Here is a 23,080-nt window from a genome sequence, read left to right as displayed (position 1 = left end):
CATGGCTATCGAAATTTTTGTACCGGATATCGGCGGTGATGAGGTTGAAGTCACAGAGATCCTCGTCAGTGTCGGTGACAAGGTTGAAGAAGAGCAGTCCCTGATCACTGTTGAGGGTGACAAAGCCTCTATGGACGTACCTGCCGCTCAGGCTGGTATCGTCAAAGAGCTCAAAATCAATGTGGGCGACAAGGTTGCTACTGGCTCTCTGATCATGGTGTTCGAAACCGAAGGTGCTGCAGCTCCGGCCGAAGCACCAACAGCGTCCGCCGAGACGTCGGACCGTCCTGTGGCTGCCGCCGAACTGAAGGAAGTAAATGTTCCTGATATCGGTGGTGACGAAGTGGAAGTGACTGAAGTGCTGGTTGCCGTTGGTGACAGCATCTCTGAAGAACAGCCTCTGATCACTGTGGAAGGCGATAAGGCTTCCATGGAAGTTCCAGCTCCTTTCTCCGGCGTGTTGAAAGAGATCAAGGTGAACCTGGGTGACAAAGTCTCCACTGGCTCACTGATTATGGTATTTGAAGTGGCAGGCACTGCTGTTGCTGGTTCCGCTCCGGCAGCTGCATCAGTGGCTCCTACTGCAGCACCAGCAGCTTCTCAGATGCAGGAAGTTCACGTACCTGATATTGGCGGTGACGAAGTTGAGGTGACAGATGTGATGGTTGCCGTTGGCGACAGCATCGAAGCTGAACAATCACTGATCACTGTGGAAGGCGATAAGGCCTCCATGGAAGTGCCTGCGCCATTTGCCGGCACTGTTAAAGAGATCAAAGTGGCTGCTGGTGACAAGGTCTCTACCGGTTCGCTGATCATGACTTTCGTTGTGGCAGGAAGTGAAACTGCTTCTGCAGTGCCTGCTGCGGCTCCGGTTGCTGCCAGTGCACCTGCTGCGGCGGCTTCTGCTCCTGCCCCTCAGGCAGCAGCGCCTCAGACCGCAAGCGCTGCCAAGGCTGAAGATGGCTTTGTAGCCAACAATGAGTATGCTCACGCATCACCTGTTATCCGCCGCCTGGCCCGTGAATTCGGTGTTAATCTGGCCAAGGTAAAAGGTTCTGGTCGTAAAGGCCGCGTGGTGAAAGAAGACGTTCAGACCTACATTAAAGAAGCGCTGAACCGTCTTGAGTCAGGTGCTGCATCAGCTTCTGGCAACGACGGTGCTGGTCTGGGTCTGCTGCCATGGCCAAAAGTAGACTTCAGCAAGTTTGGTGAAACTGAAGTTCAGCCGCTGTCACGCATCAAGAAGATCAGTGGTGCCAACCTGCATCGTAACTGGGTGATGATCCCTCATGTCACTCAGTTTGATGAAGCGGATATCACTGAACTGGAAGCATTCCGCAAGTCTGAAAACGCGGCTGAAGCCAAGAAAGACACCGGCATGAAGATCACCCCTCTGGTGTTCATCATGAAAGCTGTTGCCAAAGGTCTGGAAGCCTTCCCTAATTTCAATGCTTCTCTGTCTGAAGATGGTGAAAGCCTGGTACTGAAGAAGTATGTGAACATTGGTATTGCAGTTGATACGCCAAATGGTCTGGTGGTTCCTGTGGTTCGCGATGTGAACAAGAAAGGCATCCACGAGCTGTCACTGGAGCTGATGGAAATCTCCAAAAAAGCCCGTGCCGGTAAGCTGACTGCTGCTGATATGCAGGGTGGTTGTTTCACTATCTCTAGCCTGGGTGGACTGGGTGGTACTTCCTTTACGCCAATTGTGAATGCGCCGGAAGTTGCTATCCTTGGTGTATCCAAGTCAGACATGAAGCCTAAGTGGAATGGCAAAGAGTTTGAACCTCGTCTGATGTTGCCTCTGTCTCTGTCCTATGATCACCGTGTGATCGATGGTGCAGAAGGTGCCAAGTTTGTCACCTACTTGAGTGGCGTACTGTCAGACATTCGCAAGCTCATTCTGTAACCGGGAAGGTGTGAATAGGCCCTGTGCGTGCTCTGCGTTAGCTTACAGACTCATAAACAAGGTGTCACTTGAAGTGAATGGTAGCCCTTCTCAAAAGTGACAACGCAGGATATGAGTCTGTAAGAAACGCCCAGAGGGGCTTTCGGAGCAACAGCATTTCAGCGTTATTCAACTTTGGCAGGCGGAAAGCATGCCTACAATTGAATGCCTTGAACTGCAATCGCTCCATAAGCCAGAGTGCCGCGAGGACCTGTTCATACCTTCCACTGGCTGCCTGAGAGGGCAGCCTTTTGTTTACAGTGATTGGTGCCTAAGTATCTGAACAGCGATTGTGATCGGCATCAAACACGGGTTAAAATGCGGGCACCTTACAAGCAGGCAAATCAGGCAGTTGGTTAAGGTTCCCAGCCCAACGGAATGAACAAAGATTAGAGGAAATCATGAGTAACGAAATCAAAACTCAGGTAGTGGTATTAGGTGCCGGTCCTGCTGGCTATTCTGCAGCATTCCGCGCAGCGGATCTCGGTCTGGAGACTGTGATCGTTGAGCGTTACAACACCCTGGGTGGTGTGTGTTTGAATGTGGGGTGTATCCCATCAAAGGCCATGCTGCACGTTGCCAAAGTGATTGAAGAAGCCCAAGTCATGGCCGAACACGGTGTGACTTTTGGCGAACCTCAGATCGATCTGGACAAGCTGCGTGCCTACAAAGAAAAAGTCGTTGGTCAACTGACTGGTGGTTTGGGCGGCATGGCCAAGATGCGTAAAGTGAAAGTGGTTAACGGTCTGGGTAAATTCTCCAGCGCCAACAGCATTGATGTGACTGCTGAAGATGGCACTGTGACCAAGGTTAACTTCGACAACGCCATCATTGCTGCGGGCTCACGTCCGATTCAACTGCCATTTATTCCCCACGAAGATCCGCGTATCTGGGACTCCACCGATGCGCTGGAGCTGAAAGAAGTGCCTGGCAAACTGCTGGTGATGGGCGGCGGTATTATCGGTCTGGAAATGGGTACCGTATACCATGCGCTGGGTACACAAATTGACGTGGTTGAAATGCTGGACCAGGTTATCCCTGCCGCTGACAAAGATGTGGTTAAAACCTTCACCAAGAAGATCAGCAAGAAGTTCAATCTGATGCTGGAAACCAAGGTGACTGCGGTTGAAGCCAAAGAAGACGGCATTTATGTGTCTATGGAAGGCAAGAAAGCTCCGGCTGAGCCTGTTCGCTATGACGCTGTGCTGGTGGCCATTGGTCGTACACCAAACGGTAAGCTGATCGATGCCGAAAAAGCTGGTGTAAACGTTGATGAGCGTGGCTTTATCAATGTGGACAAGCAGCTGCGTACCAACGTTGCTCACATCCATGCTATCGGTGATATCGTGGGTCAACCAATGCTGGCACACAAAGGTGTGCATGAAGGTCACGTTGCTGCTGAAGTGATTGCCGGTCAGAAGCACTTCTTCGATCCTAAGGTGATCCCATCTATCGCTTACACAGATCCAGAAGTAGCCTGGGTTGGTCTGACCGAGAAAGAAGCTAAAGAGCAGGGCATCGCTTACGAGACAGCTACCTTCCCATGGGCAGCCAGTGGTCGAGCAATTGCGTCTGATGCGGCTGACGGTATGACCAAGCTGATCTTCGATAAAGACAGCCACCGCATCATTGGTGGTGCCATTGTTGGTACCAATGGTGGCGAGCTGCTGGGTGAAATCGGTCTGGCTATCGAAATGGGTTGTGATGCCGAAGATATCGCACTGACTATCCACGCTCACCCAACTCTGCACGAGTCTGTGGGTCTGGCTGCGGAAATCTATGAAGGTTCAATTACTGACCTGCCTAATCCAAAGGCTAAAAAGAAGAAGTAATCTTCTGAATTGATTATTTAAAAGGCGCTCATATGAGCGCCTTTTTTTTCGGAAAAACGCAAGTTTATCATCTATTGTTAAGTCTATTCCCCCTTGAAAACTCTGGGTAAACATACTTGCGAAGGATAAATGCGAACAGTATGTTGAGTGCATCCCGGATATTGGGATTTAGGCTGGCAGGCGCTGTTTTACACATTATTTCGTCTTCGCTCAGGGAAGGATTAATCGGCGAGAACTATCACACGGCATGCATTTTTTGAAACTGTCCCTCCTGCTGTTGATGCTGACATTGCCCGGCATCAATCAGGCATGGGCTCACACTAATATTCATAGAGTTATCAGTGCCAGAGATGGCCTGATGTTCAATGGTGCTGTTCAGCATATCAACTTTGATGATCAGGGATTTGCCTGGATTGCATCTGAATATGGTTTGTACCGGGTCACTCAGTCCCGGGCCAGACGTGTGGACGTCGGCGGTCAATCTGTGTCTCCTCAAACCTTCAGTGGCAGGCCATTCTGGCGGGTTTTTCCTGTCACTTCATCCATGATATTCGCGACGACAGAAGAGGGAACGCTGCTGTTCGACGTCAGGGATAACAGGATGAAAGCGCTGGGCTCAGACCTTTTCCCTTCTTTTGGTACTGCGCTGATCACCGATATGAAGCTGGCAGCTGATGGCAGCTACAGAGTCATGACGGAAGAGGGCGAGTTGTGGCGATTTGATCCAGCGGCAATGACCATGGAGTTTATGTTCAAGGCGCCTGTCGAGGATGAGTTCTGGCTGAATATTCAGGCCTTTCGGGGTGCATGGATACTGGTGGGAAAACACAATCTGCTGCTGGTAAACGACGATGGCGAGTTGGAAAGAAAGCTGTGGGAGTCGGACAGCATCAGGCTTCGGAGTTTGTATCAGGCAGATGATGGCACACTTTGGGCTGCGACTTCTGATGGCCTTGCAAGCCTCAAACTGCCAACGCTGGAGCTGAATTTCGAGCCAGGGGTACCACAAAGCCTGTATTCGCTGACTCAGGATAATGAAGGCACATTCTGGTTTGCGACCAGCGATGGTTTGTTGGCCTGGAAACAGGGCGAAGAGCTCAAGACTTATTACGCTGACCTGATATTCAATCAGGCAGATATCAGTACCGTATATACAGTCACCCGTGATCCTTCTGGCCTGATATGGGCCGGTGGTAACGGTAAGGGAGTGGTGCTGTTGGCTCCTGATCCGGACTATGTGCTCGATAGCATCAGTAGCCATGATACTTATCAGATTCCATTGAATGTCAGCTGGTCAATGATTTCAGATAATAACCACCTCTGGCTGGCTGCTGAGGGGGGACTGCACTACATAAACAGAGAGAACGCCAGCTTTGAGTCAGTGTCGCTTGAAGGATTGTCCCGTGACGATCAGGTTTATGACATTGCCTGGCTGGATCAGAACAACCTGCTGACACTGACTACCAATGGCCTGTATCGGGTCAACGGTAATTCACTCGAATCTCAAACATTAGCCGCCTGGAGCGGTCACATTCCCCCTGAAGAGATCGATTGGGCGACTGTGTTGTATAGCGATCCTGTGAGGCAGGGGCGGGTTTGGCTGGCGGGTTACAAAGGTTTGTATTACTGGCACCCGGGCGAGCGCAGGATATTACCTGTGGAATGGGGTAAGTATGGCCCTCCGGGTGATGCAGGAAATATCAATTTTGTTAAGCGTGACAGCCAGGGGCGCCTGTGGATAGGGGGTAATCAGGTGTTTGGCTACTTTGACCGAAATCTGACAGGCTTTACCTCTCTGGCATCCCTGACCAAGGTTGAAGACAGTCATATAGAGCTGATGAATATGCTGGAGCTGAGCACCGGGAAGTTTTGGTTGGGAAGCGCTGAACACGGCGTATTTGAATTTGATGGTGAGCGGGTGAACTCGCTTAAATCTCAGGTACCCTGCACAACAGTGTTTTTTATGGGACAGACCCAGAATTACAATTTTATCGGCTGTACAAGTTCTTTGATTACCCAACGCAAAGGTTCAGATAGTTTTATGGTTCATAGTCGGCGTTCCGGCTTGCCTGTGTCTGAATTCAATCAGGGAGCCTTTGAGTTATATCAGAACGACAAACTTTATGTTGGCACAACCGATGGTGTGCTGTTGCTGGATGTTGGGGTGATGCAGGCACAACCGCGCAGCGACAGGTTATTCATCGAAGCTATTCAGGTGATGGACACAGATGCTGAGCATCTGGATATCTTACCCGGTGAGTCTGTGAAGCTGGCAGCCGGAACTGAAGTGATCAGTATTCAGTTGTCCGCTGCCAGTTTTTGGCACGTTGAGCCGCCGGATTTGCAGTATCGGCTGCTGGAAAGGCGGGGACGAAATGAGCCCGGTTATCTGCCCTTGAATGGTCAGACTCTGCTGACGCTGAATAACCTGCATCCCGGTGATTATGTCCTTGAAGTGTTGCAACGTCAGGATGGTGTTTGGTCTGAATCGCCTGTGTTGTTTCAATTCGCGATCGACTTTGAATGGTGGCAAACCACCTGGTTTCGGATGCTGGTGTTTGCCTGTGTGCTGGCGCTGCTTGCCTTTGTGTTCTGGATAAGACAGCAGCAGCTTAACCGCGTCAAAGCCATGAATGCCGAACTCCAGGCGGGTGAGGAAAAGCTGTTGCAGGCGCTTAAAGGCAGTGATTCTGAGTTGTGGGAATGGCATGCGGATATGGACAGGCTGTTTCTCAGCAATCGAACAGGATTGCTGGGCGAGTCGCAAATGTTGGTTTTGCGTCCCCAGTCAGTCAGGCTATTTCCTGATGATCAGCAGGAGTATGAGCAACTTTGTAATGGGCTGCGCAGCGGGGAATTACAGAAGTTTGAGACTGAGTTCAGGTATCTGAACCCCAAAGGTGAGGTCGCCTGGATGAGAGTGATGGGTAAGAGCCTGTTCGATCACTCGGGTAAGTTGCAGCAGGTATTGGGTATATTCAGTGATATCACCGCCATCAGAGAGCTGCAGAATAAAGCCAGCTTGCTGGCCCGGGCCTTTGAATATACTGCTGAGGGCGTGCTGATTCTGGATCATGAACAGAATATCTCTGTAGCCAATCGTTCTGCCATCAGTCTGCTGGGTGAGTCGCTTGAAGGACGAGCTTTCAAGAGTCTGCTGACTATTCCAAATCTGGATGAGGAGTTGTTCCGGGAGGTCACCGCTCAGAGCGGTTGGAGTGGTGAGTTGGAGTTTGCCCTGCCGGAAATGTCTTGCCCTGTGTGGTTGAATGCGTCAGCCATGTGTGATGGCAACAATAAAGCGATGCACTATGTCATGGTGTTCTCAGATATCCGGGAGCGTAAACGCAGTGAGGCTGACCTGAGGCGGTTGGCCAATTACGATATGCTGACAGGACTTCCCAATCGAACTTTGTTCGGTGCCAGACTGATGAAGGCCATACTCCAGGCGGGTAAAAACGACGAGAAGCTGGCACTGCTGTTTATGGATCTGGACAGGTTCAAGCATGTTAATGACTCTTACGGTCATGGCATGGGGGATGCTTTGTTGGTGGAAGCCGCTTCAAGACTGCATGCCTGCATGGAAACTGAGCATACTTTGTGTCGGTTTGGCGGCGATGAGTTTGTAGTTCTGGCTCGCGATGCCGACAACCTGGACAATGTAAACAGGTTGGCAGAAACCATTCTCAGACAAATGACCATGCCTTTTGAACTCTATGGTCGGGAGTTCCACTTGTCTGCCAGTATTGGGATCAGCGTCTGGCCCGATGATGCCAATCAGCCGGAAGCGCTGATCAAGAATGCGGATCAGGCGATGTACCATGCCAAGGATGAAGGGCGTTGTAATTTTCAATACTACTCCTCAGAGCGAAACGCCGAAGCCCTTTATCATCTGAAGTTAGAAGGAGAGTTACGTAAAGCGCTGGAAAATGGCGACTTTGAACTCTATTTCCAACCCCAGATTAATATTCGAGAGCGAACTGAACGCTTGGTGGGTATCGAAGCCCTGTTGAGATGGCATCATGCTACTGAAGGCTATATACGGCCGGATATTTTTGTTGCCATTGCCGAGTCCTGTGGCCTGGTTAAACAGCTGGATCTTTGGGTATTAAGGGAGGCCTGTACCCAGGGACGCAAATGGTGCCAGATAGCGCCCGATGATTTCTATGTGGCGGTCAATATCTCCGCAGTACATTTCCGTTCACGGGATTTTGTCTCGGGCGTGCATCGTATTTTGTTGGAAACGGGCATGAAACCGGAAAACCTGGAGCTCGAGATCACCGAAGGTGTGTTGATGAAAGAGGTGAGTGTGGCTCAGGAACACCTGAGAAAGCTGGCAGAGCTCGGGGTTAAGGTGGCTATTGATGATTTTGGTACCGGCTATTCATCATTGGCTTATCTGCGTCATTTCAGCGTAAACAGCCTCAAGATTGACCGGACTTTCTTTATCGACATTGTGGAACATGTTTCCGATCAGGCGATTGTCTCCAGTATTGTGGAACTGGCCCGCAACCTGAAACTGGATGTGGTGGCCGAAGGGGTGGAAACCGAAGAGCAGCTTGAGCAGGCCTTTATCCGTGGCTGTTACACCATTCAAGGCTACTACTACGCCAAACCTATGCCGGTGCCTGAAATGGACGCCTATTTAAGGCAACACAGCTTTCCGCCGGCATCTGATGTCGCTAATTGAGTGACATTTGCGGTTGTTACACAAGCGGTTACAATGCTTAATCATTAATCTCTCCATCAGTACACATCTATGAAGCGAGCTACCTGGTCCCTTGTCCTGCTGTCAGCAATTTCCCTCTGTTTGCCGGGTTATGCAACAGAAGATGACAGACCCAAGATAGGTCTGGTGCTCAGTGGTGGTGGTGCCAAAGGTGCTGCTCATATTGGTGTGCTCAAGGTGCTTGAGGCTTACCATATCCCGGTAGATTATGTGGCTGGTACCAGTATCGGTGCCTTTGTGGGAGGCATGTACGCGCTGGGCTACAGCTCCACAGAAATTGAAACCATCATGATGGGGACAGATTGGGCCAAAGGTTACTCAGACACGATTCCCAGACAGGATCTCAGCTACAGAGATAAGCAGTTCCGCGATCAGTACAACATCCCCATTAATGTGGGTTACAGCGATGACGAAGTCAAAGTGCCGAGTGGTCTGCTTCAGGGACAGACCATGTCCATGTTATTGCGCAATGCCACTAATCTGGTGCCTGAATATACCAACTTTAATGATATGGCGATCCCATACAGAGCGGTTGCCACAGATCTGGTGACCAGCAAAGCTTTTGTCCTGTCCAAAGGCAGCGTAGTGGTGGCAATGCAGGCGTCTGCCACTGTGCCCGGGGCACTGCAGCCGGCCGAGGTGGATGGCACTCTGCTGGTGGATGGGGGTATTGCCAATAATATGCCTGTGGATGTGGTTAAAGCCATGGGGGCAGACATAGTGATTGCCGTGGATATCGGCTCTGCCCTGGTGGGTAAAGATCAGCTCAACAGCACTGTCGCTGTGCTTAACCAGCTGTCTACCATGTTGACCAACGCCAGCACCGAAAGGCAGGTGGCGCTGCTGTCTGACCGGGATATTCTGATCCGTCCGGATGTGGGCGAAATGAGCACAACCGATTTTGCCATCATGCCCAAAGTGCTGCCTTTGGGCATTACAGCCGCGCTGGAATTCCACCATCAGCTGGAGACCTTAACCGTATCGGATGAAGCCTATCAGGCCTACGAGAATCACAAATCCAGATTACGTGCGCAGTGGCAAAGCGAACTTAAGTTACCTTTGGCCCGGGTAGTATTGGAAAACCATTCCAAGGTCAGTGATACCTTGATTCTGGACACTCTGGGGCTGAAACAAGGCTTGGTGGTGAACAGAGCCGATCTGGACGCTGCTATTGAAAGAGTTTACGCCCTGAATCAATTTGAGCGGGTTAATGCAGAGTTCCGTGATACCCCGACTGGCCGCGAACTGTTAATGATCACTAGGGCCAAGTCCTGGGGGCCGGACTATTTTCAGCTGGGTCTGAACTGGGAAGACGACTTTACCCTGGACTCCACCATCACCCTGGATATGGCCTATACCCTGACCGATGTGACCGAAAATGGCGGCGAGTGGCACAACGAGCTGAGACTGGGCTCCGAGAAGTTGGTCAGTAGCCAGTTTTATCAACCTCTGGATTCCGACCAGTTGTTCTACGTTCAGGGCACAGGCAAATATGAGATAAATGACTGGGATATCTACGATGGAAACAACCGGGTGGCAGAGTTGGATAAGTCCAGTTTCCAGCTGTTTGCGGGTATTGGCTATAACTACACCAATGCTGGCCGGGTAGAGTTGGGTTTAATTGGTGAGTGGGGGGAGATCAGCAATAAGAGTTTGCTGACCGACGACTTCTCTTATGAGTCCTGGGGCGGATACTTCAAGCTGGGATATGACACCCTGGATTCCATCAGCTTTCCCACCAGCGGTAACCGTCTTAATCTGAATCTATACTGGCGTAACGATGACTATCCGCCTTTTATCGATCAGGACTCAGGTGAGGGCTCATTGCAGATAGAGGCAGACTGGAAAGGCGCCGTCAGTGTCGGTAGTCATGGGTTGGTGGGTAAAGCCGCCTTTGCCACAGTCAACAAAGATGGTCTGTTCTCTGTACACCTTTCTGAATTGGGTGGCTTTTTGAACCTGTCGGGCTTCCACCGCAATGCGTTGGTGGGTTCCCATAAGTTGTTCGGTGCCATTATGTATCAATATGATTTGGGACGTGATGCATTGGGAATGACAGAATTTCCCCTATACCTTGGAGCCAGTCTGGAAGCGGGTAACATCTGGGAATTGTCGGATCAAATCGCGGTTAACGATCTTATCTACGCATCCAGCCTGTATCTGGGCACTGACACAGATCTGGGCCCTGCTGCACTTGGTATAGGTCTTACCGATACAGGTGACAAAGCCTTTTATCTGTTCCTTGGAAAGAACTTCTAATTAATTCAGTTGGTTTGAATGTACAGCTCTGGACGTGATCCGCTTCACGTCCAGGCTTGTTGCATCTGTCGGCAGCCGGGAATCCCGATTAAAACTAGAGCCTGCTAAAACCAATAAAAGCCCTATTTGGAGAGTTTCATGAAGAAAGTCAGTAGCCTGGCGTTGGCTATCGCCCTGGGATTGGGAGTTGCCGGTTGCACCAGCCAATCCTATCAGCCGGAAAACCCTGTATCCGGTATTGAACATCAGCACTTTGATCAGCAAGTTCGTCATCAGGATGACCTCTATTACAGTGTTAATGGCAAGTGGCTGGCCAGTACGCCTATCCCGGCTGAACGCTCCAACTATGGCACCTTTACTGAGTTGTATGAGAAAAGTCAGCAGTCGCTGAAACAGATTATCGAAACTGCGGCGGCTAAAGAGAATAAGAAGGCTGGCAGTACAGAGCAGAAGATTGGCGATTTTTATGACAGCTATATGGATACCCAGCTGGTAGAGCAGTTGGGTATCAGCCCACTGAAACCTTTACTGGAAGAGATTGCTGCTGCCAAAACCCATGAGCAGATCTCTGCGGTTATCGGCAAACTCCTGATTAATGGCAGCAGCGGTCCTTTGGGCTTCTATGTAAACAATGATGCCAAGAACTCGACTCAGTACGCAGTGTATTTCAGCCAGTCAGGGCTGACTCTGCCGGACAGAGACTACTACCTGAAGTCAGATGAGAAGTTTAAAAATGCCAGGTTGGCATTGGGAAAGTATGTTACTGACGTCTTGGCCGCGGCTGACTATGAAGGCGCGCGCCGAGCTGCCCGCAGCGTTGAAGTGATTGAGACTCATATTGCTCAGGCGCAGTGGAGCCGCACTGAAAACCGCGATGCCAACAAGAGTTACAACAAGGTCAGTGTGGCAAAGTTCAGCGAAATGCTGGGTGCCTTCAATTACCCAGCCTTCGCTAAAGCCACAGGGCTGGACGGCAAGGTGACAGAAGTGATTGTGCGTCAGCCATCTTACATGGAAACCATTGGCAAGAAGTTCGGTAACTTCCCGGTGCGTATGTGGCAGGACTACCTGACCTTCCACCTGATTGATGGATACGCCGAGCTGCTGAGCCAGAACTTTGTGGATCTGCACTTTGGCTTCCACAGCAAGACCCTGATGGGCGTAGAAGCTCAGAAGCCTCGATGGAAGAAAGCAGTTGATGCAGCTGATCAGGTGATTGGTGAGCTGGTGGGCGAAGCCTATGTGGAGCAAAACTTTAAACCTGAAGCCAAGGCTCGCATGGAGGAGATGATCCAGAATCTGATCAAAGCCTTTGAGGTGAGCATCAATGAGCTGGAGTGGATGACACCTGAGACCAAGCTGGCGGCGCAGGAGAAACTGTCCAAGTTCACTTATAAGATTGGTTACCCCGATGAGTGGCGTGACTACAGTGATCTGGAGATCAAGGCCGATGACCTGGTGGGCAACTATGAGCGTTACGCCCGTTTTGAATACAAGGATATGATCGCCAAGCTGGGTAAGTCTATCGACAAGAATGAGTGGCATATGACGCCACAGACGGTGAATGCCTACTTTAATCCGGTCAACAATGAGATTGTATTCCCAGCCGCTATTCTGCAGCCGCCATTCTTCAATATGGAAGCCGATGATGCGGTGAACTATGGTGGTATCGGTGCCGTGATTGGCCACGAAATCAGTCATGGCTTCGATGATCAGGGCTCCAAGTATGATGGTGACGGCAACCTGAGAAACTGGTGGTCGGCGCAGGACAAGCGAGAGTTCCAAAAGCGTGCTCAGCAACTGAGCCGTCAATATGGTCAGTATGAAGCGCTGCCGGGACGTTTTGTTAATGGTGATATGACTCTGGGAGAGAACATTGGTGACCTGGGCGGCCTGACGGTGGCTCTGCGTGCCTATGAGATGAGTCTTGATGGCAAGCCAAGCCCTGTGATGGATGGGCTGTCCGGCGAGCAGCGGCTGTTTATAGGCTGGTCACAGATCTGGCGTCGTGCCTACCGTGACGAAGAGCTGGGTCGTCGCCTGTTGACCGACGTGCACTCGCCAAGCCACTTCCGCGCTATGGGGACGCCACGTAACATCCCTGAGTTTTATGAAGTGTTTGAAGTGAAAGAGGGCGACGATATGTATCTGCCGCCTGAGCAGCGGGTGAAGATCTGGTAAATCCGGGTTTCATTCATTAGCGCTGAAACAAAAAGCCGGGCAATGCCCGGCTTTTTGTCTCTGACTCAGCAGTCCCAATTGGTTAAACCAAAAGTGACTTAAGCTCAGCCAAAGAGCTGAATTGATGATGCGCTGCGGCCCATCTGGCCTGCTCTGCCTGATCTGCAGCCGGAATGACCACGGTTTGCATATTGGCGGCGCGGGCCGCAATCAGGCCGTTAAAGGAGTCTTCCACTGCCACACAGTTGGCTGGTGGAACTCCCAGACTGTCGGCGCAGTTGAGATACACCTCGGGATGAGGCTTGCCATACTTGAGCAGTTCAGCGCTTTCTATCCCATCGAAGCAGTCTCTTATCTTCAGGCTATCCAGCACTGCATTGACTATGTTCATTGGGGAAGAGGTTGCCAGGCCGACTTTCACACCGGCAGCCCTGCAGGCCTGTAAGGCTTCCAATACATGGGGCATTGGCTGACCTTCAGCCAGAATGCGGCCAACCACGCTATCGGCGATGGCATTGGCGGTGGCTTGCTTGTCATAGTTATGCCAGGGTCTTCTGGCATACCAGTACTCGACCAACTGGTCGACCCGCAAACCTGTGGTGAGATGGGTTTCTTCCAGCGTCAGTGGCATACCAAGGGCATGGAAAACATCCAGCTCTGCCAGTTGCCACAGGGGTTCAGAATCTATCAATACACCGTCCATATCGAAGATGACGGCTTTAAGCTGAATGGTCACTATGGGTACCTGTAAGACTTGTTTATCATCATGATGGCATGAAAGCCAACGATCAAAAACAGATTGAGGACATACAAGTTATTGTGTTGTATGATTTTTGTTCCCTCATTCCCACTATGGTCTAATTTTCACCGGTTGGAATAAGGGATATTTTTGCCGCCGCAGTGGGAATTTACCGGCGCAAGGGTGTGATCTGATTCATACTTTTACCGGATTATTGTATACTGCGCCCGCAAGAATGGTCGAACCACTGTCCTGAAGGATGGATCTCGGGGTGGTGAAAGAGCAATCAAAGTGTGAGTTGTGTGACCTGACGGAGCCGGTACTGGCTTGCCTCGACATAGCGTGACGATGTGCAAGGCCAACCATGCTCAGGTAGGACGGGTCTTAAACGCTTTTTACTTAACGAACTTAAGTACCCAGGAGCATTCAATTCTGAGTGCCACGGATGGTGGCAGCTGTTCCCTACAAGCTGCAAGCCGAAAGTGTTTTGGGTTCACAGAAACCCGATCCCCCTGCTGATGGTCCCGGTAAAAACGGATTGGCGCAGCGCGCCAAAACAGAGAGGAATGTTGCCGTGCTAGAAGCATATCGTAAACACGTCGAAGAACGTGCTGCCGAGGGCGTTGTCCCTAAACCACTGGATGCACACCAGGTTGCTGAACTGGTTGAGTTGGTAAAGAACCCACCTGCCGGTGAAGAAGCATTTATTATCGACCTGCTGGAAAACCGTATTCCCCCCGGTGTTGACGAAGCAGCCTATGTAAAAGCCGGCTTCCTGGATGCCGTTGCCAAAGGCGAAGTCAGCTCACCAATCCTGAGCGCTGAGCGCGCAGTCGAACTGCTGGGCACCATGCAGGGTGGCTATAACATTGAGCCGCTGATCGCCCAACTGGATGATGCTACCAAAGCCCCTCTGGCTGTTAAGGCGTTGTCCCATACCCTGTTGATGTTCGATGCTTTCCACGATGTTGTTGAGAAGATGAACGCTGGCAATGCTTTTGCCAAACAGGTTGTTGAGTCCTGGGCCAATGCTGATTGGTTCCTGCACAAGCCTAAACTGGATGACAAGATCACCCTGACCGTATTTAAAGTCACCGGTGAAACCAACACCGATGACCTGTCTCCTGCGCCTGATGCCTGGTCTCGTCCAGATATCCCACTGCATGCTCTGGCCATGTTGAAAAATGCCCGTGATGGTATTGAGCCGGACGAAGCGGGTGTTGTTGGCCCAATTAAGAAGATTGAAGAGCTGAAGACCCAAGGCCATCCACTGGTATATGTGGGTGATGTAGTAGGTACAGGTTCTTCCCGTAAGTCTGCCACCAACTCAGTACTTTGGTTTATGGGTGATGATATCCCACACGTACCAAACAAGCGTGCAGGTGGCTTCTGTCTGGGTGGAAAGATCGCGCCTATCTTCTTCAACACCATGGAAGATGCCGGTGCGCTGCCAATCGAGCTGGACGTCAGCGCGATGGAAATGGGTGATGTGATTGATATCTTCCCATATCAGGGCGTTGTTAAGCGTCACGGCAGCGAGGATGTGATTTCCGAGTTTGAACTCAAGACCAAGGTACTGCTGGATGAGGTGCGTGCTGGTGGTCGTATCCCATTGATTATTGGCCGTGGTCTGACTGACCGTGCCCGTGAAACTCTGGGCCTGGAAGCCTCTGATGTGTTTGTACGTCCCGGCGACGTAGCGGATACCGGCAAGGGTTATACCCTGGCGCAGAAGATGGTTGGTAAAGCCTGTGGCGTGAAAGGTGTTCGTCCTGGCCAGTACTGTGAGCCCAAGATGACCTCTGTAGGCTCTCAGGACACCACAGGTCCTATGACCCGTGACGAGCTGAAAGATCTGGCCTGTTTGGGCTTCAGTGCCGACCTGACCATGCAGTCTTTCTGTCACACTGCTGCTTATCCAAAGCCAGTTGATGTGAATACTCACCACACCCTGCCTGACTTCATTATGAACCGTGGCGGTGTATCTTTGCGTCCGGGAGATGGTGTTATCCACTCTTGGCTGAACCGTATGTTGCTGCCTGATACTGTGGGCACAGGTGGTGACTCTCACACCCGTTTCCCAATCGGTATCTCTTTCCCTGCCGGTTCCGGTCTGGTGGCTTTTGCTGCTGCAACCGGTGTCATGCCACTGGATATGCCAGAGTCTGTTCTGGTTCGCTTCAAGGGCGAAATGCAGCCAGGCATCACACTGCGTGATCTGGTGCATGCGATTCCTCACAAGGCGATCGAAATGGGTCTGCTGACTGTGGAGAAGAAGGGCAAGAAGAACATCTTCTCCGGTCGCGTACTGGAAATTGAAGGTCTGGAGCACCTGAAGGTTGAACAGGCGTTCGAACTGTCTGACGCTTCTGCCGAGCGCTCTGCAGCCGGTTGTACCATCAAGCTGGATAAAGACCCAATCATCGAGTACCTGAACTCCAACATTGTCATGTTGAAGTGGATGATTGCTGAAGGTTATGGCGACCGTCGTACCATTGAGCGTCGTATTGCCGGTATGCAAGAGTGGTTGGCCAACCCAGAGCTGATGGAGGCTGATGCTGACGCCGAATACGCCGCTGTGATTGAGATTGATCTGAATGAAGTGAAAGAGCCAATCCTGTGTGCGCCAAATGATCCGGATGATGCCGTATTACTGTCTCAGGTGGCCCAGACCAATATCGATGAGGTATTCGTGGGTTCCTGTATGACCAATATCGGTCACTTCCGTGCCCTGGGTAAGGTATTGGATAAGTTCTCCAAGCCACTGCCGACACGTCTGTGGGTTGCGCCTCCAACCAAGATGGACAAAGACCAACTGACTGAAGAAGGTTACTACGGTATCTTCGGTCGCGCCGGTGCACGCATTGAGATCCCGGGTTGTTCTCTGTGTATGGGTAACCAGGCCCGTGTCGCTGATGGTGCGACCGTTGTGTCTACCTCTACCCGTAACTTCCCGAACCGTCTGGGTACAGGTGCCAATGTTTATCTGGCGTCGGCTGAGTTGGCCGCGGTTGCCGCTATGCTGGGTCGTCTGCCATCACCAGAGGAGTATCAGGAGTACGCTAAAGAGATCGATGCCACTGCAGCCGATACTTACCGTTATCTGAACTTTGATGAGATTGAGTCTTACACCAAGAAAGCCGGGGAAGTGATCTTCCAAAGCGCGGTGTAATCTCCGATTCCACATCATCTTCAAAGGTGATGTGGCATTCAGCCTTCGGGCAGAATCAAAAAAGGCCAGCGAATCGCTGGCCTTTTCTATTGGGATGGGTAACTGGTTACTGCACTATTGCTGCTTGTCAGTATCTATTGCACCACGGCAGCAGGTTCTGCCACATTGGTATAGACAATCTCGAGCAAGGTATCCTCTTGCTCAAAGCGACTTTCCATCGCTTCCATCAGGGCGCCGAGGTCTTTGTCCAGATCGTACAAAAGCTCTTCGTCTTTCGCTTCGGAATATTTGTCATTGAAATCGAGCGCGGCATCAGTGGTCTTACTGATCCTGGGGATAACCAGGTGTGCCCTGGCTTTGCATTCATCAGAGATGTTTTCACAGGTGCTGACCACCTGATCGTAGATCTCGAAGTGACCTTCGGATACATAATCTACCAGTAGATCGCAGAAGGTTTTCACTTCCTCTAACTCTGGCAGTGTTCTACCCGGGGATTCATAGGGTGCCAATCCCGCAATCTTACAATATTGCACCAGGAGTACCCGGCGGTTGTTCAGCCACTGGTCAATCAGCTTGTTGGAGCCACCCCATTTTTGTTGCGTTTGTTCCAATGTGGTCAGCATGGTTAGCCTCTTCAGATTTCCGCATCCCTTAGACCTAATGTAGGCCACGCATGTGCAGTTGATCAACTGTTTTCGCCGCAGTTCAGCGCTTTGTATGATTTCGCGTAATTTGGCTGTTTTCAATGGAAAAGTTGGCAAGATCCGTCTACCGGAATCCAGAAGAGATTTGATCGAAAGAAGTGCTTTATGTATTAAAAAAGTATTTGAAAAATAGTGGCTTGCTTGGGTTGTCATACAGAAGTTTGAGTTAATACAAAGAATGACGGTGAATCAATACTTATATTCAGTGAATAAAAACTCAAATTTATAGCAGGCAATAAAAAACCCGGTGGCAGTAACTGCAACCGGGCAAATAAAGATTTTCAGGGCTCGATGTGACGAGCTTCTTGATTGTTCTTGCTAGCGCAGAGTTTTTATACCATTGGGGCGGAACCCGTGCAACATTTTTTTGTCACACTCTTTTGGTGCTGTGTAGCTGTTCGCAAAATCCCCATATTTTTTGCAACTTGTGACAACTTTTATAAACCTTGTCAAGATGATAGGGATAAGTTCACAGAAATTGCCTCAGGATCGTTATTTTAGTCGCGCAAATGCTAAACTAGGCGCTCTCCGAAGGACCGAGAATAAGCTCGATTCAGGGGAGGGCGTACCCTGCATTAGCAGGCTTCAGCATTCGCACAGGACTGATGCGCCTTTCCCAGGTGCCAGATATCAACAAGTGTAGGAATAGCCAAATGGCAGAATTGAAGAATGATCGTTATTTACGCGCGTTATTAAAGCAACCTGTAGACGTGACTCCTGTATGGATGATGCGTCAGGCCGGTCGTTATTTGCCTGAGTACCGTGCCACCCGCGCCGAGGCCGGTGACTTTATGTCTCTGTGCCGCAATGCCGATCTGGCTTGTGAAGTGACCCTGCAGCCGCTGCGTCGTTTTGAGCTGGACGCCGCTATCCTGTTTTCCGACATTCTGACTGTTCCCGATGCAATGGGTCTGGGCCTGTATTTCGAAGCTGGCGAAGGCCCACGTTTCGAACGTCCTACCGATACTATCGACGCCATTAAAAAGCTGGCTATCCCGGATCCTGAAGATGAGCTGGGTTATGTAATGAATGCTGTTCGCACCATTCGCCGTGAACTGAAAGGTGAAGTGCCGCTGATCGGCTTCTCCGGTTCTCCATGGACTCTGGCCACTTATATGGTGGAAGGTGGTTCCAGCAAAGCATTCGAAAAGATCAAGCGTATGATGTACGCAGAGCCTGCAGCGCTGCACATGCTGCTGGACAAGCTGGCTGACTCAGTCACTCTGTACCTGAACGCTCAAATCGCCGCAGGTGCCCAGTCTGTAATGATCTTTGACTCCTGGGGCGGCGCCCTGTCTCACGCGGCATATCGCGAGTTCTCCCTGCGCTATATGCAGAAGATCGTAGACGGCCTGACCCGTCACAACGAAGGCCGTCAGGTGCCAGTGACTCTGTTCACCAAAGGTGGTGGTCTGTGGCTGGAAGCTATGGCTGAAACCGGTTGTGACGCACTGGGTCTGGACTGGACTGTGGATATTGGTGATGCCCGTCGTCGCGTGGGTGATAAGGTTGCTCTGCAGGGTAATATGGATCCATCTGTACTGTACGCTTCTCCTGAGCGTATCCGTGATGAAGTGGCTTCAATCCTGGCCAGCTATGGTGAAGGTACTGGCCATGTATTTAACCTGGGCCACGGCATCCATCAGTTTGCGGATCCTGAGCACGCAGGTGCGTTCGTTAAATCCATTCACGAACTATCCGCTCAGTACCACAAGTAATCTCAGCCGATTAGGCCGAAGACAATCCAAAGCACCGCTATGCGGTGCTTTGCTGTTTTTGGGCGCTGCTCAATTCTACCATTTCCAGTGCCAGATACACACTGCACCCTTTACCCGGCTCGCTCTCAATATGAATAGAGCAATTCAGCATAGTCGCCAGCTTTCGCACTATGGCCAGACCTACCCCAAGTTGCGGCAGTGGGCTGGCTTCCTCAAAACATGGGGCTTTGGGTTGACCTTGGGTCAGAGCTTCCAATTCATGCTGATGCATACCAGAGCCTGTGTCCCTTATCATGAGTTGCCAGCTGTCCTTTATCCATAGGGGTTTAATAACAATTTGCCCACCCGAAGGCGTATATCTCAGGGCGTTATCCAGCAGATTGTTGAGGATGCGAGTCAGTAGCTGTGGGTCTGTATTGAGCTGCAATTCCCCGCCCTCCATCTGCAGATTTACCCCTCTGGAGAGAGCTTTTGATTCAAAGCTCTGGTGGATGTCCAGCAGGAACTCACTGAGCTCAAATCTCGATATCTTGGGTTCAATAGTCTGATTTTCCAATGCGCACAGCTCCAGCAGCTGAGCTAATAGCTGTTGAAGTTTATGGCCTGAGCTGGCAGCCAGCTCGATTAGCTTGTCGCGGTCACTGTCATCACCGCTCAGGCGCCAGGTCTCAATAAAACCCAGCAGAGAAGTTAATGGCGTTTTCAGGTCGTGAGATAGATGAAGCAAAAAGTCCTGCTTTGCCTTTTGTTGGTGTTTCATTTGTTGGTGCTGGCGGGTGACCTGAGCAAGCAGGCTATTGATCTCATTTGCCAGTTCAGTGACCTCGCGGGCCCCTTCATATTGGCCGGGCAAAGTTGGGGAGTTGCCTTTGTGCTGTTGCTGACGGATCCCGGTAAGATCTTTTGACAAACGCGTCAGCGGTGCAGTCATAAACCTCAGCATCAAGGCGAACAGCAGCAGTGCGAACAGCATACTGATCAGTAAGTTCACCAACCAGGTTCGTTGCTGATGTCGCGCCAATACCGCAGATTGCCAGTGGTCAAACTCTTCACCGCCGATAATGACGTAAAGATAGCCGGTCAGTGCACCGGCGGGATCTCTCAGCTCACTGACGGAGAAAATCTTTTCAACCTCCTGACCTCTTGGGTCAGTACCAAATACAGGTAAGGCTTGCTGGTTGAGAAAGGCCTGTATGCGGGTCAGATCGACCTGGGGAGAGAGAATTTTTTCCTGCGGGGCATCGTAGGCGACAACCCTGCCGCCGGGGTCCAGGGTATAAATCTCAAAGCTGGGGCCAAGCAACATAAAATCATGGAAGGCTTCTTTCAGCGCTGCATCAGAGGTAATCCCCTGAGAGAGCATGGGGTTTATATGCGCCATATGTTCTGCCAATTCCTTGTGCAGCGACTGCTGCACCAGCTCTACACTGGCTTCATGGCTGAAATCCAGCCATTGCCATAACAGGGTTAGCAGCAGGAACACCAGCAGACAGGATGACAGCATGAGTCGGCTGAACATACTGCCCATCAGGCATGAACCTCTGTCGCTGATGGCGGTGCAAATTTGTAGCCGACTCCCCACACAGTTTTGACGGTTTCGGCCAGTCTGGGACGTCCTGAAAGCTTACTGCGCAGTCGGTTGATATGGCTGTTGACCGTATGCTCGTAGCCTTCGTAGTTCAGTCCCCACACGGCTTCCAGCAGTTGCATACGGCTGAATACCTGTTGGGGATGGCTGGCAAGAAAAGTGAGCAGGTCAAACTCTCTGGCGGTCAGTTGCAGTTGAGTGTCATCGGCGATAACTTCCCGTGTTTCACAATTGATGGTGATGCCGTTGAACTGCAGGGATTTATCTTCCTCTTTATGCTGAAACCTTAGCCTGGCTTTTACTCTGGCTCTTAACTCCAACACACTGAATGGCTTGGTAATATAGTCGTCTGCACCACTTTCAAGGCCCAACACAACATCGGCTTCACTGTCCTTGGCTGTCAGCAAGACTATGGGGACGGCGAGGCCCTGCTGACGAATTTGCTGGCATAGCATCAAACCATCGCCATCCGGCAACATACGGTCCATCAGTAGTAGGTCTATGTGCTCTGTTGCCAGTAACTGGCTGGCATATTGAAGGGTTGAAGCGTGTAACACCCTGTATCCCATGGCATTAAGGTTCAATTGAACTAATTGGGAAAGGTCTTGTTCATCTTCAACCAGCAGAATGGTGCTTAACTTGCTTTGAAAGTCACGATTAGGCGTATCCATAAATCCCTCCCTCCTGCAGGTCTCAAACATGACCCGCAGGGGGAGAAATATATTTCACCAAAGGTTCTAATTTATTTGGTTCGGGTGATGGTAATCATGGCTACCGGGTTATCAAACCTGTGTGAGGCTGACAGCACTGAGTCCATCAAGCCGTCATCCATGCTGATTACGCCGGGGTGGATATGTACTCTGTCTACATCACCTTCACGGGATGCATTAAAGCCCTCTCCACCGTCAGCGGGTCCCGGCATAGTGCCTTTGGCCTCTGAATTAGCTTCGGTGCCTGCGTCGTAGGCCATAGTGCGGTAGCTCATGCTTTCATCGATTGCCAAATCGGTCAGGTCGATTCCCTGCACACCGGTAAAGGCATCATTGGTATTAACCAGCATGGTGATTACGGCTAAGTTGGCCACTCTGGCTTCCGGAATTTCCATACTAATAGTATCCGTCGCGCCCGGGCCAACCGCGCCACTGCCGCTGACTGTTCCTGTAACTCCCTGCAGCTCGGATAGATCTGAGGTATCGCCTCCTTCAGCCAGTTTTTCCAGGGCGACACTTGCCATTTCACCTGCCATCCAAAGTTGCACATCATCATTGTGCTGCAATGTTGCTACAGGCGACAAAGGCTGATTGGCGGTCAGATTGGTAATGGTTACTTCAAAGTTCTTTGTCACCACAGCAGGAGGCTCAGGCATTTCCGGCGGTGGGGTATTGTCGTTGTCAGAGCAAGCGGCCAGCATCAGAGTCGCTGATGCCAACAGGGTCAGCTTGATGCGGGTTGAGTTAAATCTGGTTGTTATAGTCATGGGCTACCCCCTTACTTCACTGTAACAGTGAGCTTGGCGACAGGGTTGAGCCAACGGTGAACCTGGCTGTTGAGATCACTGGCACCACCGGCACTGTCCATATCACCCACTACGCCGGGGTGGATATGTACCTTATCGTTACCTGAGGTGTCATTCAGCCCAGTACCGTTTTCACCACCTGCACCCCCCGGTGCTGCTGGAATACCAGGCGTCCCCGGAGCGCCACCGCCATTAACTATCTCGTCGTTAGCCTCTGTACCGGCGTCATAGCCGTTCAAGTATATGGTGTAGGTCCCGGCTTCTGTTGGGATCTTCCAGGAATCCAGACCGACAAAACCATCATTGGTCGGCAGGATCATTGCTGTGACCGACAGATACCCATTATCACCTGTGTCCAACATCATGGACTCTGTGGTCATGCCCGGTGCCATCAGACCGCCAGCCGGGTTTTCCAGAACTACACCGGATGCGCCTGTTACCGCCGCAGAGAGATCATCAATAGCGCCTCCTTCTGCCATTTTTTGCAGCGCAGCACTGGCAGCTTCTCCCGCGTGAAACAGAGCGATATCGTTATCGTGAGCAGCCACCAGCACAGGGGTAAAGTAGTTACCATGGGTCAGGTTGCTGATTTGAATATCCAGTTGTGCGGCCTGGGTTGGCAGGCCCAAAATGGCGCTCATCAGGGCACCGATGGACAGAGCTTTAGTGTTCATAAATAGTCTCCTGGACTGAG

13 protein-coding genes are annotated in these 23,080 nt (G+C 51.1%); 7 read left to right on the top strand and 6 right to left on the bottom strand.

Going from position 1 to position 23,080, the window contains the following annotated elements; all coding sequences use genetic code 11:
* Window position 1: 1 nt before the first annotated feature.
* From aceF to L2725_RS12995, 5 genes are all read left to right on the top strand, one after another.
* On the top strand, window positions 2-1,909 hold the full coding sequence (aceF, locus tag L2725_RS13015) for a pyruvate dehydrogenase complex dihydrolipoyllysine-residue acetyltransferase (protein WP_249249360.1): 1,908 nt from the start codon (window positions 2-4) through the stop codon (window positions 1,907-1,909).
* A gap of 440 nt (window positions 1,910-2,349) precedes the next feature.
* On the top strand, window positions 2,350-3,780 hold the full coding sequence (gene lpdA, locus L2725_RS13010) for a dihydrolipoyl dehydrogenase (RefSeq protein WP_249249359.1): 1,431 nt from the start codon (window positions 2,350-2,352) through the stop codon (window positions 3,778-3,780).
* Window positions 3,781-4,036: 256 nt separating this feature from the next.
* Complete coding sequence (locus L2725_RS13005) at window positions 4,037-8,470, top strand: EAL domain-containing protein (protein WP_249249358.1); 4,434 nt, start codon at window positions 4,037-4,039, stop codon at window positions 8,468-8,470.
* A 69-nt stretch (window positions 8,471-8,539) separates the two neighbouring features.
* Complete coding sequence (locus tag L2725_RS13000) at window positions 8,540-10,768, top strand: patatin-like phospholipase family protein (protein ID WP_249249356.1); 2,229 nt, start codon at window positions 8,540-8,542, stop codon at window positions 10,766-10,768.
* 138 nt (window positions 10,769-10,906) lie between these two features.
* Window positions 10,907-12,949, top strand: a complete 2,043-nt coding sequence (locus L2725_RS12995; RefSeq protein WP_249249355.1) for a M13 family metallopeptidase — start codon at window positions 10,907-10,909, stop codon at window positions 12,947-12,949.
* An 82-nt stretch (window positions 12,950-13,031) separates the two neighbouring features.
* Here the strand turns inward: L2725_RS12995 and hxpB are convergent, their stop codons facing one another.
* Complete coding sequence (hxpB, locus tag L2725_RS12990) at window positions 13,032-13,688, bottom strand: hexitol phosphatase HxpB (protein WP_249249379.1); 657 nt, start codon at window positions 13,686-13,688, stop codon at window positions 13,032-13,034.
* Between the two features lie 574 nt (window positions 13,689-14,262).
* Between hxpB and acnB the strand changes: the two genes are divergently transcribed.
* Complete coding sequence (gene acnB / locus L2725_RS12985; RefSeq protein ID WP_249249354.1) at window positions 14,263-16,860, top strand: bifunctional aconitate hydratase 2/2-methylisocitrate dehydratase; 2,598 nt, start codon at window positions 14,263-14,265, stop codon at window positions 16,858-16,860.
* A 134-nt stretch (window positions 16,861-16,994) separates the two neighbouring features.
* Here the strand turns inward: acnB and rsd are convergent, their stop codons facing one another.
* Window positions 16,995-17,483 (bottom strand): sigma D regulator, encoded by a 489-nt coding sequence (gene rsd / locus L2725_RS12980; protein ID WP_115138959.1) that lies wholly within the window; start codon window positions 17,481-17,483, stop codon window positions 16,995-16,997.
* A gap of 734 nt (window positions 17,484-18,217) precedes the next feature.
* Here rsd and hemE point away from each other — a divergent pair.
* Window positions 18,218-19,282 (top strand): uroporphyrinogen decarboxylase, encoded by a 1,065-nt coding sequence (hemE, locus tag L2725_RS12975; RefSeq protein WP_249249353.1) that lies wholly within the window; start codon window positions 18,218-18,220, stop codon window positions 19,280-19,282.
* A 37-nt stretch (window positions 19,283-19,319) separates the two neighbouring features.
* On the opposite strand, the gene L2725_RS12970 is transcribed toward hemE, so the two are convergent.
* From L2725_RS12970 to L2725_RS12955, 4 genes are all read right to left on the bottom strand, one after another.
* On the bottom strand, window positions 19,320-20,801 hold the full coding sequence (locus tag L2725_RS12970) for a sensor histidine kinase (RefSeq protein ID WP_249249352.1): 1,482 nt from the start codon (window positions 20,799-20,801) through the stop codon (window positions 19,320-19,322).
* Window positions 20,802-20,809: 8 nt separating this feature from the next.
* Complete coding sequence (locus L2725_RS12965) at window positions 20,810-21,541, bottom strand: response regulator transcription factor (protein ID WP_249249351.1); 732 nt, start codon at window positions 21,539-21,541, stop codon at window positions 20,810-20,812.
* Between the two features lie 71 nt (window positions 21,542-21,612).
* Entirely contained in the window at window positions 21,613-22,347 is a 735-nt protein-coding gene (locus L2725_RS12960) for a spondin domain-containing protein (RefSeq protein ID WP_249249350.1), read from the bottom strand.
* Between the two features lie 11 nt (window positions 22,348-22,358).
* Window positions 22,359-23,060 carry a spondin domain-containing protein gene (locus L2725_RS12955; protein ID WP_249249349.1) on the bottom strand — a complete coding sequence of 234 codons (702 nt, stop codon included), beginning with the start codon at window positions 23,058-23,060 and terminating at the stop codon, window positions 22,359-22,361.
* Between the last annotated feature and the right edge of the window lie 20 nt (window positions 23,061-23,080).

It is taken from the genome of Shewanella corallii (assembly GCF_023349125.1).
Classification (GTDB): Bacteria; Pseudomonadota; Gammaproteobacteria; order Enterobacterales; family Shewanellaceae; genus Shewanella; species Shewanella corallii.
The sequence above is the reverse complement of the archived record's forward strand: the minus strand, read 5'-3'. Positions and strand labels throughout refer to the sequence as shown.

Excerpts from the sequence above, each read along its gene's own strand:
- aceF (WP_249249360.1), top strand. The coding sequence starts at position 2 with ATGGCTATCGAAATTTTTGTACCGGATATCGGCGGTGATGAGGTTGAA.
- lpdA (WP_249249359.1), top strand. The coding sequence starts at position 2,350 with ATGAGTAACGAAATCAAAACTCAGGTAGTGGTATTAGGTGCCGGTCCT.
- L2725_RS13000 (WP_249249356.1), top strand. The coding sequence starts at position 8,540 with ATGAAGCGAGCTACCTGGTCCCTTGTCCTGCTGTCAGCAATTTCCCTC.
- L2725_RS12995 (WP_249249355.1), top strand. The coding sequence starts at position 10,907 with ATGAAGAAAGTCAGTAGCCTGGCGTTGGCTATCGCCCTGGGATTGGGA.
- rsd (WP_115138959.1), bottom strand. The coding sequence starts at position 17,483 with ATGCTGACCACATTGGAACAAACGCAACAAAAATGGGGTGGCTCCAAC.
- hemE (WP_249249353.1), top strand. The coding sequence starts at position 18,218 with ATGGCAGAATTGAAGAATGATCGTTATTTACGCGCGTTATTAAAGCAA.
- L2725_RS12970 (WP_249249352.1), bottom strand. The coding sequence starts at position 20,801 with ATGTTCAGCCGACTCATGCTGTCATCCTGTCTGCTGGTGTTCCTGCTG.
- L2725_RS12965 (WP_249249351.1), bottom strand. The coding sequence starts at position 21,541 with ATGGATACGCCTAATCGTGACTTTCAAAGCAAGTTAAGCACCATTCTG.
- L2725_RS12960 (WP_249249350.1), bottom strand. The coding sequence starts at position 22,347 with ATGACTATAACAACCAGATTTAACTCAACCCGCATCAAGCTGACCCTG.
- L2725_RS12955 (WP_249249349.1), bottom strand. The coding sequence starts at position 23,060 with ATGAACACTAAAGCTCTGTCCATCGGTGCCCTGATGAGCGCCATTTTG.